The following is a 14,740-nucleotide window of genomic DNA, read 5'->3' as shown; positions in this document are numbered from 1 at the left end:
GGCTCCGTTCCCGCGCGCGTCTCGCCGCGTCTCAAACCCAATTCGCTGGAAGCCATGCGGCGAGTCAAGACGACGCGGTGTTGCCGGTGCGTATGCGGTTTTCGATATGCGGACGATATCCGGCGGTGAGCGGGCGCGCGGCCGTTTCACCGCCGGCTGCGTAACCGTCTGGTCAGCTCTGCGGCATGTTCTCCCACAGGCCCACGACGTTGCCCTCGCTGTCGGTGAAGTACGCGTAGAACCCCATGCCCGGGATCTCGGTGCGCCCGACCACCTTGGAACCGCCGAGCTGCTCGATCTTCTGCAGCGTCTCGTCGATGCTCGCCACGTCGATGGTGATCACCGGGCTCTTGGGCGCGGACTCCGCGCGCGCGAACATGCCGCCGTTGATGAAACCGGGCTCGCTCGGCATGCCCTGCTCGGAGGTGGGGCCGGTGGCCACGCTGGTGTAGTTCATCTCGGGCATCTCGGTGACGTTCCAGCCGAACGCCTCGCGGTAGAAGCCGCGGGCTCGCTCGCCGTCGTCGAAGGGGATCTCGAAGTGGACGATCCTGCCGCTCATCGAAGCCTCCTGCCTTGGCTCGAACCGGGCCATCGACGCTAGGCCCGGCTGCCCGGCGGCGGACAGAGGATTTGGTCCCACGCGTCACCCGGTCAGGTCGTTGTGCCGGCACGGACGGGTGTCGCAGGCGCTGTCGATCTTCCGGCGGCCGAGCATGGGTACCGGAGCGACGACGCGAAAGGACCGTGGGATGGCGATGAAGCTGCAGAGCCGCTGGCGGCGTCTCCTCGACCAGCACCCGGTCTGGCAGGACGAGGACGACCTGGACAACCTCGCCTTCGACCCGCCGCGCGAGTCCCACAAGGACCACACTGATTGCCCGATCGCCCCCACGTGCGACGGCTGCGGCGCGACCGCGGGCCTGCGGGTGGCGACGTCGATGTTCAGCCGCCCCGGCGGCGGGTACGACGTGGCGTGCGCGACGGTGTGCGAGCAGTGCGCGGGGCGGCCGTTCCTGTTCCTGCTGACCGAGCGGCAACTGCGCTGCGCCTTCGACGCGCACAGCACACACCTCCCTCGCGCCTAACCGACCGGCACCTGATCCACCGGCAGCGGATACGGCGAGATCACCGGCAGATACGGCTCGGCGTCCCACCCGAGCGCGCGGATCCGGGCTTCGCTGCGGCGGCCGCTGATCACCGCGAACAGCTCGGCCCGCGACGCGGTCAGGGTCGCGGCCGGCTCGCCATCCCCCAGCACCCACTCCTCGTCGCCGTCGGTGAGGCGCAGCGCCGGCAGGCCCCGCCGCACGAGGCGGGTGTGCAGCCAGTTCCGGAAGACCGCGAACCCGAGCCGGGTGACCGGCGCCGCCGGGTCGCTCGCCGCGCCGAGGGCTTCGCGCAGGTCTTCCAGGTGCACGGCGAGGTCGGCGACCGGGGAGGTCAGCATCCATGGCGGACCGTCCGGCGCCTCGCCGCGGCGCAGTGCGGCCACCAGGCGCGCGCCGTGGTCGTCGAACTCGCGCAGCAGCGCCGCGGGGTCGAGGTGGGCGCGGCGGGCCACCTGGTCGGCTGTCCAGCGGTCACGAGCCGCGGCCAGCCCGGGGTCGGTCCAGGCGTCGGCGGCTTCGGGGAAGTACGTGCCCCGCACGGTTTCCTCCGCGACACCGGTGAGGTGCGCCAGCAGGTCCCGTACGGTCCACTCCGGACAGGCGGGCACCGGCGCGGCCAGGGCGCCGGGCCGGTCCTCGACCAGCGCGCGCACCCGGCGGAGCCCGTCCTGGTAGGCCCACGCGGCCTTCCACCGCGCGATCCGGGCCGGGGTGTGCACCACGGAGGGCCGGACGCGCTTGGTGAAGGTGTCCAGGAACCCTTGCGCCGCCACGGGATCGGCGGCGAGCCCGGCGTAGTGCGCGTTCGCGCCGGGCGAGGAGAACCGGGCCAGCCGGAAGGACCACTCGTAGTGCTCGGCGGCCCGCTCGTCGCGCCACGCGCCGTACCCGGACAGGCCGGACCCATCGGCCAGGGCCGCAGCGAGGTACCAGGCCTGGTGCACGGCGTCGCCGATGCCCTGCGCGGTGGACGGGTGCTTGAAGTGCCCGGCGTCGCCGAGCAGCGCCCAGCCGGGGCCCGCGGCCTGGCGGTAGTGGCCGCGCATCATCGTTTCCGGCACCACGACCAGCGGCGACACGCGTTCGGCGCGGTCGAGCAGGCGCGGGTTGAGCACGGCCGGGAACTGCCGCAGCCCGTCCCGGTAGCGGGCCTCGCGGACGTCGGCGGAGCCGCGGGTCGTCTCGGGGGGCCCGGCGAGCGAGAGGAGGTGGATGCCGTCCTCGTTCGGCACGGACATCAGCGCGGCGTGGTCGTGCAGGTCGATGTGGCACCACTCGGACGGCGGCAGGCCACGCCAGTAGGCCAGGAGGAAGGCCATGTCGCCGCGCAGTTCGTGGGTGGTGGGCAGGCCGAGGCGCCGGGCCACGGTGGACATCCGCCCGTCGGCGCCGAACACCCAGTGCGCCTCGACGCGCTCGCCGGTGCCGAGGACCACGCCGCGGACGGGGTCGTCGTCGGTGCCGGCGCCGATCAGGCCGGTGATGGCGGTGCCGTACCGGATTTCGGCGCCGGCGTCGCGGGCGGTGTCGGCGATCGCGGCGTCCAGCGTGATGCGCCGGATGGAGGCGCCGCGCTCGAAGCGGCCGACCGGGGTGAAGTCGCCGGCCACCTCGTGGCCGAGGACGCGCCAGCTGAAGTGCACGAACGGGATGTCGTGCGTGGCCAGCAGGCGGGGCAGGACGCCGAGGGCCTGCAGGCGGTCGAGGGTGTCGGGGAACATCATGTGGGTGGAGACGGTGTCACTGGGGAACCGGTCCCGTTCGACCACCAGCACGTGCTTGCCCTGGCGGGCCAGCAGCGTGGCGAGGGTCGACCCGGCGCAGCGGGCGCCGACCACGATGGCGTCGTACATCAGGCACCTGCCTTCACCAGTCGCGAAACCGGTCGCCGTGCGACGGTCGCGGTCGCGGCCAGGGTCAGTGCGGCGAGCACGACCCCGAGCCCGGTCCAGCCGGCGACGGCGAGCCCGGCGCCGCCCAGCACCGATCCGGCCAGGTAGCCCAGTTGCACCGAGGTCGCGCGCAGGCTCATCGACTGCAACGGGCCGACGCCGTCGAGGTCAAGCCCGACGGCGCTGCCCGCGATCACCCGGGCGCCGGACAGCAGCGCGACCAGGGCGAACGCGGCGACGGAGAACGCGAACGACGGCCGGAGCGCGCCGAACACCAGTGTCATGACCGCCAGGGCCGGTCCGACGGCGAGCAGCAGCGGCCGGGCGGCGCGGTCGACCCAGCGGCGGGCCAGCATGGTGCCCACCACGAAGCCCGCGGCTCCCCCGCCCAGGGCGAGGCCGGCGGCGGCGACGGACACGCCGTGGGCGCCGGTCAGGAGGCTGCCGCAGTAGACGAGCACCCCGGCCCAGCCGCCGTAGGCCAGCAGCTCGCCGAGGGCCCAGCGGGCCGCGCCGGGGCGGCGGACGAGCGCGCGGGCCGGGTGTGGTTCGGGTTCGGGCACGCCGGTTTCGCGGCGGATGGTGCCGGCGAGGGCGAGCAGGCTCGCGGTCATCGGGACCAGCCACGCGAGCCGCCAGTTCTGCTGGCCGAGGATCCCGATGACCGGCATGCCGGCGATCCACGCGCTCGGCTGGCCGACCAGTGCCCAGGAGAGGACCTGCGCGCGACGGCCCGGTGGGGCCCAGCGCGCGGCCGCGGCCATGCCGCTTGCCAGGACGATCGCGACGCCGGCGCCGAGCGCGACCTGCGCGGCGGCCAGGACCAGGTAGGTCGGGGCGACGGCGCTGGCGAGCGCGGAGCCGGCGAGCAGCGTCAGGCCGGCGATGAGGAGTTCCCGCAGCCGGCGGCGTCGGCGGGTGGCGACGAGCGCGATCGCGACGGCCGCGGCGGCGGCTCCGGACACGGCGCGCAGCAGGCCCGCCGCGGTGTCCGGGACGCCGAGGTCCTGGGCCACCGGGGTGAGGATGGGCGTGAGGGCCAGCAGGCTGGCCTGCACGGCGAACAGGCATGCGAAGAGGGTCGCGCTGGTGGCGACGGGTCCGGTTGGTGGTCGTGGCAGTAGTGGCATCTGATCTCACCTTCTTGTTCGAGCAGGTGAGGCTGACGTTCCTCCGTGGTTGTTGAAGTTCTGTGGAACGCGTGTCGAGTCAGCGGCGCCAGCGCGGGTGCGCGCCGATCTCGTCGTGGATCCGCCGCGCGGCAGCGAGCTTCTCCCCCGCTTCCGCCCGGCGGCCGGTCGTGTCGAGCGCGGACGCCCAGGCGCGCAGGGCGTCCGCGCGGTGCCACGGCAGGCCGGCGAACAGCCGCAGCGCGGTCTGGTACGCGGTGTCGTCACCGGTGACGGCGGCGCGGGCGAGCGCGACGGTGCCGGCGCGGCCGCGCCAGTCCTCGCCGCCGGCGAGGATCTCGTCGCAGCGGGCGAGGTGCCGGGCTGCTTCGCCGGGATCGGTGGCCGCGAGCAGGCGGGCCAGCTCGGCGCGGGCGATCAGCTCGGTCGGCACCTGGGGTCCGGCGACGGCGAGGTCCAGCGCCTGCCGCAGGGCCGTGACGGCACCGCCGGTGTCGCCGAGGAGGGTGCGGGTCGTGGCCAGCCAGCGGGCGTGGAAGGCGGCGTCGTGCCGGTCGCCTGCCGCTTCGTCGGCGGCCCGCGCCTGCGACCAGGCGTGTTCGGCGGCTTCCCAGTCGCCGTCGAGGAGCAGCAGGAGCCGCCTGCTGACCGCGTCGGCGGGCAGCGGTCCGGCGGCGCGGCGGGCGGCGTCGAGGTCACCGGCCAGTGCCAGGGCGAGGACGAGCTGGTCGGCGACGGCGTCGTGCGGGTAGCCGAGCGTGTCGAACCGGGCCTGCGACAGGCCGCGACGGCACCAGCGACGGCCGGCCGCGGGGTCGAGCAGGTACTCGGTGGCGGTCAGGGCGGCCATGTTGACCGGGCCCCAGCCGACGTAGGGGTCGCCGAGGTCCTGGACGCGGGCCCACATGTCCTCCTCGATCGCGGCGGCCGCGGCCAGTTCGCCCCGGTTGAAGCGGAACCACGCGGCGGCCCAGGACGCCAAGACGGTGAGGTCGCGCCTGCCCAGCCGGGCCGCCAGTTCGCGGGCCTGGTCGGCGGCGGCGCCGAGCGTGGCGGTGCGCAGCCCGTACATGGCGGCCTGGGCGCGGCCGCGGTGCAGGTGGAAGCCCGCGCGGCCGTCGGGCAGGACGCGCCGGGCGGCGGCGAAGTGGTCGAGGGCGCGCGGGATGTCCATGATCGAGTGGTGCGTGCACAGCGCGCCGCCGAGTCGCGCGTGGACGGTCGCGACCGCCTCGTCGTTGCCGCGGTAGAGCTCGAGGGCGTGTTCGAGCAGCCGCACCGCTTCCGGGAATCCGGTGCTGGCCCGCAGCCGCAGGATCGCGGTGCGCACCGCCGCGTCGGCGCGGGTGGGCGCGGGGGCGCCGGCCTGGTCGAGGATCGCGACGGCGGCTTCGGCGTGGGCGATGGCTTCGTCCCACGCGTACATCCGCTGCGCGTCGCCGGCGGCGGCCAGGCTCAGCTCGGCCGCGTCGAGGGGGTCGGCGGCCGGTCCCGCGGCGCGCAGGTGCACGGCGGCGGACGCGGTCTCGGCCGGGCGGTCCCGCAGGAGTTGGGCGGCGCGCAGGTGCAGGCGCTGCCGGCGCGGGACGGGCAGGTCGGCGTGGACGGCGTCGCGCAGCAGGTCGTGCGGGAAGGCGTAGGCGACCTGCCACGACCGGCCTGCTTCGACGAGGAACCCGGCGGCGACGGCGGCCTCGAGCGCGTCGATGAGCTGTTCTTCGGGCTGGTCGGCGAGGTGGGCGAGCAGTTCGTACCCGGCCTCTGGGCCGAGGACGGCGGCGCAGCGCACCACGTGCTGGGCGGGTTCGGGCAGGGTGCGCAGCCGGTGCCGGACGACGTCGCGCACGCCGGCGGGCACCTGGCCGCGTTGCCAGTCCTCGCGGGTCCTGCGGTCGCGGGCCACCTCGGCGGCGTAGAACGGGTTGCCGCCGGTGGCACGCCAGAGCCGCGGCACGAACCCGGCGGGCACGTCGCCGGCGACGGCGGTGACCAGCTCGGCGAGTTCGGTTTCGGTGAGCGGGCCGAGGGTGAGGCGGTCGGCGAGGCCTTCGGTGGCGGCGATGAGGTCGAGCAGCGGCGGGTGGTGCCCGCCTGGCGGGTCGCGGAAGCAGAGGACCAGCAGCACCCGGGCGGGCAGGTGCTCGACGAGGTGGCGCAGCAGCAGCGAGCTGGCGCGGTCGAGGCGTTCGGCCTCCTCGACGACGAGCGCGACGGGCGCGGTGTCGGCGAGGTGGGTGAGCACCCAGGTGGCGGCCTCGAACAGGGCGTGCCGGTCGTCGGGCCCGGGGGTGGTGTCGGCGGGGCGGGACAGCAGCGGGGTGAGGCGGGCCCGCAGGGCGGGCGGGGCGAGGTCGAGGCAGGCGTCGACCTCGGCGCTGGCGCGGAAGGCCGAGGCGATCGGGTGGTACGGCAGCATCGCGGCGGGATCGCAGCGCCCGACGAGGACGTGCGCGTCGGCGGCGGCTTCGTGGGCGAATTCGGCGACGAGCCGGGTCTTGCCTACCCCGCCTTCGCCGGAGACGAGCGCGACGCGGCGGCCGCCGTCGCGGACGTCGTGCCACAGGCTGCGCAGGTGGGCCAGTTCGGCGGAGCGGCCGGCCATCGGGACGCGCCGCACGACCGTGAACAGGGCGTCCGGCGGTGGCTGGACGCGGGGCGCCGGGGTGCCGGTGGGCGCGACCAGGCGCGGTGCGGGCAGCAGTGCCGGGTCGTGGCGGAGGATGCTGGTTTCCAGGCCGGCCAGGGCGGGGCCGGGGTCGAGCCCGAGTTCGTCGGCGAGGCGCCGCCGGGCGCGGGCGGCCACGTCGAGGGCGTCGACCTGCCGCCCGGTCCGGTAGAGGGCGAGCATCAGCTGGCCGGTGAGGCGTTCGCGGAACGGGTGTGCGGCGACCAGGCGTTCCAGTTCGGGCACGGCCTCGGCGTGCCGGCCGAGGGCGAGGTCGGCTTCGATGCGGCTTTCGGTGCCGACCAGGCGGAGTTCGTCCAAGCGGGCGGTCTCGGCCTCGGCGAACAGCGGCGCGTGGAGGTCCTCGAGTACCGGGCCGCGCCACAGGTCGAGCGCCTGCCGCAGCAGCGTGGCGGCCCGGGGCGCGTCGCCAAGGCCGAGTGCTTCCCGCCCGAGCCCGACGAGCTGTTCGAAGCGCGCCGCGTCGAGCTGGGCGGGGTCGGCCAGCAGGCCGTAGCCGGAGCGGCGGGTGGCCAGCGCGCCGGACGCCCCGGCTTCGGCGAGGCGGCGGCGCAGGTGCGAGACGTGGGTGCGGAGGGTGACTTCGGCTCCGGCCGGTGGCGCCGCGCCCCAAAGCGCCTCGGCGAGACGGCCCGGCGGGACGAACTGGTTGAGGTGGAGCAGCAGGACGGCCAGCAGCTCCCGCTGTTTCGGCCCGCCGAGCGCGAGGGACTCGCCGCCGGCGGCGACGTCGAGCGGGCCGAGGATCCCGAACCGCAGGGCCGCCGGTGAGGAGGTGTCACCGGAGGTGGCCGCCGCGCTGGTTCGGGGCGTCATCAGAGCAAACTACGTCGCGGGACGGTGCTCCGGGAGGGGGGCGGCTGGTTGAGGTGATGCTGGACGGTCTGCGGGAAGCGGCGTTCACCTACGGCGAGGTGGGGCGCACCCGGGGCGAGCTGCCCGCGGGGTACCGCCACTTGCGGCGGCGGGCCGTGAACGGCCGGGGTCGCGGCCGGTTCGAGGAAGCGGCCGGGGTTCTGCTCGCCTGGGGTGTCCAGCGCAGGGCCGGGCCGCGGGTCCAGGCCACCGGCGAAACCGTGGCCGAAGGTGTCGTCGCGCTGGTCCACCTGGGGCTCGGGCCGGGGCTGGATGGCCAGGCGGGTACCTCCACGCCTTCCACGGCTGAGTCCTCAGACGTCTGCGGTGCTACCGTGCGCGCATGACGGAGCTGCGCCGTGGACCGGTCGTGCCCCAGGTGGCGAGCCTCCTGCGGCAGCGGATCCAGCGCGGCGACTGGCGTCCCGGCGACCGTCTGCCCAACGAGGTCCAGCTCGCCGCCGAGTTCGGGGTGGGGCGGTCCTCGGTGCGGGAGGCGGTGCGCCTGCTCGCGCAGGACGGGCTCCTGGACGTCCGGCACGGCTCCGGCACCTTCGTCGCCGCCGGGACGTCCGACACCAGCGACGTGCGCCGGCTGGTGCGGCGCGCGCGGGTGCTGGAGGTGTACGAGGTGCGCCGCGCGCTGGAGGTGGAGGCAGCACGGCTCGCGGCGCAGCGGGTCCGGCCGGAGGACGTCGAGCGCCTGCGCGCGGACCTGCGGAAGCGGCAGGACGAGCGCGGCGGGGACCCGGCGGTGTTCGTCGACGCCGACCTCGCCTTCCACCGCGCCGTCGTGGAGCTGTCCGGCAACGCGCTCCTGCTGACCCTGTTCACGGCCGCCGAGCCGGTGCTGCGGGAGATCCTCACCGACCTGGTCCGCCACGAGACGCAGCTGCCGGACTCCTCCGCCGCCCACGCCGACCTCCTGGACGCCCTCGAACGCGGCGACCCCGACGCGGCCGTCGCGGCCACGGTCGCCAACCTCGACCCCGTCCTCCGCGGCCTCGGCTCAACTGTCGCCTAATCCGGCCAGCACGTCCGCGGCGGGCAGGCACGCGATGCCCATCCCGGCCAGCTCACGGTCGGCGGCCCCGGCCCAGCCGGAGATCGCGTCGCGCACCGCGACCGTGCGGAAGTCCCGCTCGGTCGCGTCGACGAGCGTCGAGCGCGGGCAGTTCGGGTAGTTGCAGCCGGCCACCACGACGGTCGTCACACCAGCGGCACGCAGGTGCTCGCGCAGCCGCGTGCCGTAGAAGGCGCTCCACCGCGGCTTGTACATCGCGTGCTCCCCCGGCCCGAACTCCTGGAACTGCCCCGCCAGCAGCCGCTCGTGGTCCAGCTCCCCGCCGAGGCCGCCCGCGAGCTGCGAACCCGCCGACCCCGGCACCGCGCCCCGGGCCGCGGATGCGCGCCGGCACAGGTCGGCGTTGCTGCCATCGGGCAGGTAGAGGCGCACGACGTGCACGACCGGCCGCCCCGCGGCGCGGAACGCCGCGGTCAGCCGCTGCACGGCCGGCAGCACCGCGCGGGTGCCGGGGATGTCCAGGAAATCGCGTTGCAGGTCGATGGTCAGCAAGGCGCTGCGGGAGAACTCCGGTCTCGTGTGATCGTCCATGGCTCGCGACGCTACGAGCCGCGCCGCCGTCCGGCTTGTACGTCGTTGCGCGCGAAACTGCCCGGTGTGGCCCCGAAAACCCGGCGGAAGTGCCGGTGCAGGTGCGACTGGTCGTGGAACCCGCTGTCCGCGGCCGCCCGCGCGACCGGGTGTCCCGCGGCGAGCAACTGCTGCGCGTGCCGCAGGCGCAACTGCAGCAGGTAGCCGTGCGGGGTCACGCCCGTGGCCCGCCGGAACGCACGCAGCAACCGGAAACGCGGCATCCCCGCCAGCGCCGCGAGCTCATCGAGACTCGGCGTGTGCTGGAGGTCTTCCGCCAGCGCCCGCCGCACCCGCCGGACCGTCGCGGGTTCCGCCGGCTCTGCCACCGCAGCGTCGGAATACCGCGCCAGCACCGATGACAACGCTTCCTCGAGAGCGGGCAGTGGCGCCGCGGCGCGGTGCAGGCGGACCAGCCGTCGTGCGAGCGCGGGGTCGTGCGGGGTGACCGCGGTGAACCGCGGCCGGTGCCCGGCCAATTCCGCCAGCAGCTCGGGCGGCACGTAGAAGACGCGGTAGTCCCAGCCTTCCGCGACGGCGGGGCGGCCGGCGTGGATGGCCTCGGCGTCGAGGAGCAGCAGGCTGCCCGCGGGCGCGTGCTCGGTGCCGCCGCGGTAGCGCACCGCCTCGACTCCGCGTTCCACGGCCGCTATCGCGTACTCGCTGTGGGCGTGCGGGACGAAGTGGTGGCTGTGGAAGGACGCGGTGACGAGCCGGATGCCCGCCGGTCCGTAGCGGTGTTCGACCCGGTCAGGCACGGCGGGCCACGAGCGCGGTCGCGTCCAGCTCCTCCGACGTCACGGTTCGCGCCGTCAGCCCGGCGCCGCTGGCCGCCCGCACGAGCGCGGGGGCCTGCCGTTCGCTGGTCTCGATCAGCAGGTGACCGCCGGGGGCGAGCCAGTCCGGCGCACCGGCGACCACACGGCGCGCGATGTCCAGCCCGTCCGCGCCGCCGTCGAGGGCGAGCTGCGGTTCGTGCAGACGGGCTTCCGGCGGCATCAGCGCGACCGCGTCGGTGGGCACGTACGGCACGTTGACCACCAGCAGGTCCACGCGCCCGCGCAGCCCGGCGGGCAACGCCTCGTACAGATCGCCCTCGTGGACCTCGCCCGGCACGTTGCGGCGCGCGCACCGCACCGCCGCCGGGTCGAGGTCGGCGGCGTGCAGCTCGGCGAGGTCGAGCTCCGCGGCCAGCGCGGCACCCAGCGCGCCCGAACCACAGCACAGATCCACCGCCACCGGCCGCGGCGGGGCCAGCCGCGCCGCCTCCTCGACGAGCAGCTCGGTGCGGCGCCGGGGCACGAACACGCCCGGCTCGACGTGGATGCGCAGGCCGCGGAACCCGGCCCAGCCGAGGACCTGCTCGAGCGGCTCGCCGGCGACCCGCCGGGCGGTCAGGGCGTCCAGCTCGGGACCGGAGGCGGCCTCCAGCAGCAGCCGGGCTTCATCCTCGGCGAACACACAGCCGGCCGCCCGCAGACGGCTTACGAGAACGGTTTCGACATCGACGGACACGACAAGCGCCTTTCCGGGAACGGGCGCCCGCGACTCACTCGTCGCCGGAGGGGAGCACCCGGGTTGCTGGAACGGAAACGGGTCTCACCTCCTCGATCGGTCGTGTGATCACCGTACCGCGCCGCCTCAGCGGTGGTGCACGGAGGCGACGCGGTACAGCACCGGCTCGAACGAGCTGATCTGCGCGGCCGCGCGCATGTGCTCCTGGCACTCCGGGTTGGCGAGCATCGCGCGGAACGCCTCCTCGCTCTCCCACTGCGCGTAGTTGGCGACGTGGGTGCCGTCGAGGCCGGCGTGGATGTTGGCCGCGATGAACCCCGGCTGGTGCCGCATGACCTGCTCGGTCGCCTGGTCGAGCACGTCGATGAGCTCCTGCTGGCGCTCGGGCGCCACGGTGAACTGGTTGATCAGCGTGGTGACCCCGGCGGTGGCGTCGATGGTGGAGACGGGCATGGCTTCCTCCTTATGTCAGGACCCTTACATCATGTGTAAGGTACCTGACATGAGTCAAGGGGACGTCACCACCCGGCCCGGCTACCTCGTCAAGCGGGTCCAGCAGCTGTTCCGCCAGGCCGGCGACGAGCGCCTGCGCGCGGCCGGACTGTCGATGGCCCAGTACGCGGTGCTGCGCCAGCTGGCCGACCACCCGGAGGTCTCCTCCGCCGAGCTCGCGCGGCTGTGCTTCGTCACCCGGCAGTCGCTCGGCGAGGTGCTCGCCGGGCTACGCCGCGCCGGCCTGGTCACCGTGGGCGAAGGCGGCTCCGGCCGGGTGCGTCCCGTGCGCCTGAGCGACACCGGGCGCGCCCGGCTGGCCGACGCCGAGGCCGCGGTCGCCGGCGTCGAGGACCGGATGCTCGCCGGGCTCGGCGACGGCGACCGGCGGCGCCTGGCCGAGCTGCTCGCCCGCTGCGCGGACAACCTCACTCCGGGCGGCGGATCTCCGGCCGGTCGATGACCCGCAGCCAGGTGCCGTCCGGCTGCCGCCGCGCGACCTGCACCCGTCCCCCGGTGTTGTCGGCGGGCCGGGTCGAGCACAACGCCAGGTCGCCGTAGTAGACCGTCGGCATCGGCTCCTCGACCTGGAACTCGCCGCCCTGTTCCACCAGCCGCTCCAGCACCTCGCGGATCGCGTCCCGGCCGACCGTCTGCGACCCGGGCGGGAACGCGAGCACCGCGTCCTCCGCGTACAGCTCGGACAGCGCTTTCGCGTCCCGGGCGTTGGCCCGCTCCACGAACATCACGGCGAGGTCCTCGGGTGTCCTGGCCTTGTCGATCACTTGTCGCTCCTTTCCTCTGACCCCAGCCTGTCCCCAGCTCGACCAGAAGTCCAAGAGCTGGTAGGTCTCGCAACTAGAATCAACGCTTATGGAACTGCGCCAGCTCGAGTACTTCGTGACGGTCGCCGAGGAGGGCAACTTCACCCGCGCCGCCGAACGCGTGCACGTCGCCCAGCCCGGCGTGTCGGCGCAGGTCAGGCGGTTGGAGCGGGAGCTGGGGCACGAGCTGCTGGACCGGTCGGGGCGCACGGTCCGGCTCACCGAGGTCGGCGCCGCGGTCCTCCCCTACGCGCGCGCGGCGCTGGCCGCCGTCGCCGGGGCGCGGCTGGTCGCCGACGAGTTCCGCGGCCTCGTCCGGGGCAGGGTCGCGTTCGGCATGGTCACCTCGCACAACTTCGACGTGCCCGGCCTGCTCGCGAGCTTCCACGAAGACCACCCCGGCGTGGAGATCACGCTCGTCGAAGGCCGCTCCGGCGAGCTGGCCGCCGGCATCCGGGACGGCCGCCTCGACGTGGCGATCATCAGCCTCGCCACCGACGAACGCCCACCCGGCCTGGACGTCCTCGTCCTCACCGACCAGGCCATCACCGCCGCCGTCGGCCTGGACGACGAGTGGGCCGGGCGGGCCGAGGTCCCGCTCGCGGACCTGCGGGAGCGGCCGCTCATCAGCCTGCCCGCGGGCACCGGCCTGCGCGCACGCCTGGACGAAGCCTGCGCCGCGCGCGGCATCACCCCGCGGATCGGGTTCGAGGCCGGTCACCCCACGGTCCTGGCCGACCTCGCCGCCCGCGGGCTGGGCGTGGCGATCCTGCCGGACTCGGTGGCCACCGCACGCCCCGACCTGCACCCGATCCCGATCACCGACCCGCCGCTGCGGGGCTGCCTGGCCCTCGCGTGGCGTGCTGCCGGCCCGGCCAGCCCCGCGGCGCGAGTGTTCCTCGACCGCGCCCGCGCGGCGCTGTGAACTCGGAAAAAGGGTTCGCCCCGCTGGCTAGGGTGAGGACCATGCCCGCCTGGCGGCCCTCCGACACCGAGTTGTTCACCACCTACGGCAACGCGTTCGTCTCGCACCGGCGCGAGGAGATCACGACCGTCTGCGACCTGCTCGACGGCATGCCGGGGCACGCGATCTTCACCGCCACCCGCCCCTGAAAGGACGACGCATGTTCACCGGCCTGTCCGCCTTCCCGCTCACCCCGGTCACCGGATCCGGCATCGACACCACCGCCTACGCGCGGCTTGTCTCCCGGCTCGCCGCGGCCGGGGTCGAGTCGATCGGCGCGCTGGGCTCCACCGGCTCGTACCCGTACCTGACCCGCGAACAACGCGCCGAAGCGGCGAAGATCGCCGTCGACGCGGCGGCGGGCACCCCGGTGCTGGTCGGCATCGGCGACACGGCCACCAGCGAGGTCCTCGCGCTGGCCGAGGACGCCCAGAACGCGGGCGCGGCCGCGGTGCTGCTCGCCCCGGTCAGCTACCAGCCCCTCACCGACGACGAAGTGTTCGGGCTCTACGAAGACGTGACCCGCGAACTGTCGCTGCCGCTGTGCGTCTACGACAACCCGCGCACCACGCACTTCCAGTTCAGCGACGAACTGCACGGCCGCATCGCCGCGCTGCCGAACGTCGGCTCCATCAAGATCCCCGGCGTGCCCGCCGACGCCAAGGCCCGCGTGGACGCCCTGCGCGCCCGCATCCCGGACACCGTCACGATCGGCATCAGCGGCGACGCCGTCGCGGCCGAGGGGCTGGCCGCCGGCTGCGACGTCTGGTACTCGGTCCTGGGCGGCCTGTTCCCCGACACCGCGCGGGCCGTCATGCGCGACACGGCCGAGTCCGAGCGCCTGCGGCCGCTGTGGGACCTGTTCGCCCGCCACGGCAGCATCCGGGTCGTCGCCGCCGCGGCCACCCACCTGGGCCTGACCGGCGAACGCGTCCTGCCCCGCCCGCTCCGCGAACTCGACGGTGCCGCGCGCCGCGAGGTGATCGACACCCTGCGGCAGCTCAACCTGTGACCCGCCGCGCCCGCAGCACGGTGTCCCGCGTGTACCGGGCGGGCCGGGCGCGCGGCCGGATCTCGTCGGCCACCACCGTCCACTCCGGACCGAGGAGCGCCGCGACGTCGGCCGGGTGGTAGTAGTCGGCCGGGTCGAAACCCTCGCGTGGCGTCAGCTCCGCGGGGTCGTGGCTCGCCACCAGCAACGTGCCGCCCGGCGCGACCGCGGCGAGCAGACCGCGCAGCACACCGGGTTCCGCCCTGCGCAGCGGGACGTAGTGCGCCGACACCAGGTCGAAGCAGCCCGCCGGCGGTGCCATCGCCGTCAGGTCCGCGTGCATCCACGCCACGCGTCCGGTGTCGTCGGCGGCGGCCGCCCGTTCCAGCGCCACGCGGGAGACGTCGATCGCCGTGACGTGCCAGCCCCGCCGCGCCAGCCACAACGCGTCGGCCCCTTCCCCGCACCCCACGTCCAGCGCCTGCCCCGGCGCCAGATCGGCCACTTCCGTGACCAGCACCTCGTTGGGTTCGCCGCTGAACACCCGCTCGCGGCCGCGGTACATCTCGTCCCAGTCCATGCCCCCACCGTGCCCGGCAACTCGCCGGATTGACAAAATTCTTTG

General features: G+C 74.8%; 17 protein-coding genes. 7 read left to right on the top strand and 10 right to left on the bottom strand.

Going from position 1 to position 14,740, the window contains the following annotated elements; translation table 11 throughout:
• Nucleotides 1–172: 172 nt before the first annotated feature.
• On the bottom strand, nucleotides 173–562 hold the full coding sequence (locus AMYTH_RS0107630) for a VOC family protein (RefSeq protein WP_027929807.1): 390 nt from the start codon (nucleotides 560–562) through the stop codon (nucleotides 173–175).
• A 190-nt stretch (nucleotides 563–752) separates the two neighbouring features.
• Here AMYTH_RS0107630 and AMYTH_RS0107625 point away from each other — a divergent pair, with 190 nt between their 5' ends.
• A complete protein-coding gene (locus AMYTH_RS0107625) occupies nucleotides 753–1,088 on the top strand; it encodes a hypothetical protein (protein WP_027929806.1) in 336 nt (111 codons plus the stop codon).
• Here the strand turns inward: AMYTH_RS0107625 and AMYTH_RS46945 are convergent.
• From AMYTH_RS46945 to AMYTH_RS44255, 3 genes are all read right to left on the bottom strand, one after another.
• The gene (locus AMYTH_RS46945; RefSeq protein WP_027929805.1) at nucleotides 1,085–2,965 is read right to left on the bottom strand and encodes an FAD-dependent monooxygenase; all 1,881 of its coding nucleotides are present in this window, start codon (nucleotides 2,963–2,965) and stop codon (nucleotides 1,085–1,087) included. The genes AMYTH_RS0107625 and AMYTH_RS46945 overlap by 4 nt on opposite strands.
• Complete coding sequence (locus tag AMYTH_RS0107615) at nucleotides 2,965–4,134, bottom strand: MFS transporter (protein WP_084022536.1); 1,170 nt, start codon at nucleotides 4,132–4,134, stop codon at nucleotides 2,965–2,967. The genes AMYTH_RS46945 and AMYTH_RS0107615 overlap by 1 nt, the downstream gene beginning before the upstream one ends.
• A gap of 79 nt (nucleotides 4,135–4,213) precedes the next feature.
• The gene (locus tag AMYTH_RS44255) at nucleotides 4,214–7,636 is read right to left on the bottom strand and encodes a BTAD domain-containing putative transcriptional regulator (RefSeq protein ID WP_027929803.1); all 3,423 of its coding nucleotides are present in this window, start codon (nucleotides 7,634–7,636) and stop codon (nucleotides 4,214–4,216) included.
• 56 nt (nucleotides 7,637–7,692) lie between these two features.
• Between AMYTH_RS44255 and AMYTH_RS44240 the strand changes: the two genes are divergently transcribed.
• Together AMYTH_RS44240 and AMYTH_RS0107600 are read left to right on the top strand one after the other, a co-directional pair.
• Nucleotides 7,693–8,022, top strand: coding sequence for a DUF1990 family protein (locus AMYTH_RS44240; protein ID WP_084022535.1), 330 nt, complete (start codon nucleotides 7,693–7,695; stop codon nucleotides 8,020–8,022).
• Nucleotides 8,019–8,699 (top strand): FadR/GntR family transcriptional regulator, encoded by a 681-nt coding sequence (locus AMYTH_RS0107600; protein WP_027929802.1) that lies wholly within the window; start codon nucleotides 8,019–8,021, stop codon nucleotides 8,697–8,699. Before AMYTH_RS44240 ends, AMYTH_RS0107600 begins: the two co-directional genes overlap by 4 nt.
• On the opposite strand, the gene AMYTH_RS44235 is transcribed toward AMYTH_RS0107600, so the two are convergent.
• From AMYTH_RS44235 to AMYTH_RS0107580, 4 genes are all read right to left on the bottom strand, one after another.
• Nucleotides 8,685–9,290 carry a cysteine hydrolase family protein gene (locus tag AMYTH_RS44235; RefSeq protein ID WP_037322377.1) on the bottom strand — a complete coding sequence of 202 codons (606 nt, stop codon included), beginning with the start codon at nucleotides 9,288–9,290 and terminating at the stop codon, nucleotides 8,685–8,687. The genes AMYTH_RS0107600 and AMYTH_RS44235 overlap by 15 nt on opposite strands.
• An 11-nt stretch (nucleotides 9,291–9,301) precedes the next feature.
• Complete coding sequence (locus AMYTH_RS0107590; RefSeq protein ID WP_027929801.1) at nucleotides 9,302–10,087, bottom strand: AraC family transcriptional regulator; 786 nt, start codon at nucleotides 10,085–10,087, stop codon at nucleotides 9,302–9,304.
• Entirely contained in the window at nucleotides 10,080–10,844 is a 765-nt protein-coding gene (locus AMYTH_RS0107585) for a putative protein N(5)-glutamine methyltransferase (protein ID WP_027929800.1), read from the bottom strand. The genes AMYTH_RS0107590 and AMYTH_RS0107585 overlap by 8 nt, the downstream gene beginning before the upstream one ends.
• Before the next feature lie 126 nt (nucleotides 10,845–10,970).
• A complete protein-coding gene (locus AMYTH_RS0107580; protein ID WP_027929799.1) occupies nucleotides 10,971–11,297 on the bottom strand; it encodes an antibiotic biosynthesis monooxygenase family protein in 327 nt (108 codons plus the stop codon).
• 49 nt (nucleotides 11,298–11,346) lie between these two features.
• On the opposite strand from AMYTH_RS0107580, the gene AMYTH_RS0107575 reads away from it, so the two are divergent.
• Nucleotides 11,347–11,799 carry a MarR family winged helix-turn-helix transcriptional regulator gene (locus AMYTH_RS0107575; protein ID WP_027929798.1) on the top strand — a complete coding sequence of 151 codons (453 nt, stop codon included), beginning with the start codon at nucleotides 11,347–11,349 and terminating at the stop codon, nucleotides 11,797–11,799.
• Here AMYTH_RS0107575 and AMYTH_RS0107570 read toward each other — a convergent pair.
• Nucleotides 11,765–12,121: a YybH family protein gene (locus tag AMYTH_RS0107570; RefSeq protein ID WP_027929797.1), complete on the bottom strand. Its 357-nt coding sequence runs from the start codon at nucleotides 12,119–12,121 to the stop codon at nucleotides 11,765–11,767. The genes AMYTH_RS0107575 and AMYTH_RS0107570 overlap by 35 nt on opposite strands.
• An 88-nt stretch (nucleotides 12,122–12,209) precedes the next feature.
• Here AMYTH_RS0107570 and AMYTH_RS0107565 point away from each other — a divergent pair, with 88 nt between their 5' ends.
• From AMYTH_RS0107565 to AMYTH_RS0107555, 3 genes are read left to right on the top strand one after another with little or no spacing between them, the layout of a single operon-like run.
• Nucleotides 12,210–13,085 carry a LysR family transcriptional regulator gene (locus AMYTH_RS0107565; RefSeq protein WP_027929796.1) on the top strand — a complete coding sequence of 292 codons (876 nt, stop codon included), beginning with the start codon at nucleotides 12,210–12,212 and terminating at the stop codon, nucleotides 13,083–13,085.
• Nucleotides 13,086–13,126: 41 nt separating this feature from the next.
• Nucleotides 13,127–13,273, top strand: a complete 147-nt coding sequence (locus AMYTH_RS48705) for a hypothetical protein (protein WP_228684628.1) — start codon at nucleotides 13,127–13,129, stop codon at nucleotides 13,271–13,273.
• 11 nt (nucleotides 13,274–13,284) lie between these two features.
• Nucleotides 13,285–14,136, top strand: a complete 852-nt coding sequence (locus tag AMYTH_RS0107555; protein WP_027929795.1) for a dihydrodipicolinate synthase family protein — start codon at nucleotides 13,285–13,287, stop codon at nucleotides 14,134–14,136.
• Here AMYTH_RS0107555 and AMYTH_RS0107550 read toward each other — a convergent pair.
• Complete coding sequence (locus tag AMYTH_RS0107550; protein ID WP_027929794.1) at nucleotides 14,126–14,695, bottom strand: class I SAM-dependent methyltransferase; 570 nt, start codon at nucleotides 14,693–14,695, stop codon at nucleotides 14,126–14,128. The two genes, AMYTH_RS0107555 and AMYTH_RS0107550, sit on opposite strands and share 11 nt — an antisense overlap.
• Nucleotides 14,696–14,740 lie beyond the last annotated feature (45 nt).

Origin of the sequence: Amycolatopsis thermoflava N1165 (genome assembly GCF_000473265.1) — a bacterium.
GTDB classification, from domain to species: domain Bacteria; phylum Actinomycetota; class Actinomycetes; order Mycobacteriales; family Pseudonocardiaceae; genus Amycolatopsis_E; species Amycolatopsis_E thermoflava.
This window is presented reverse-complemented; position numbering and strand designations above follow the sequence as displayed.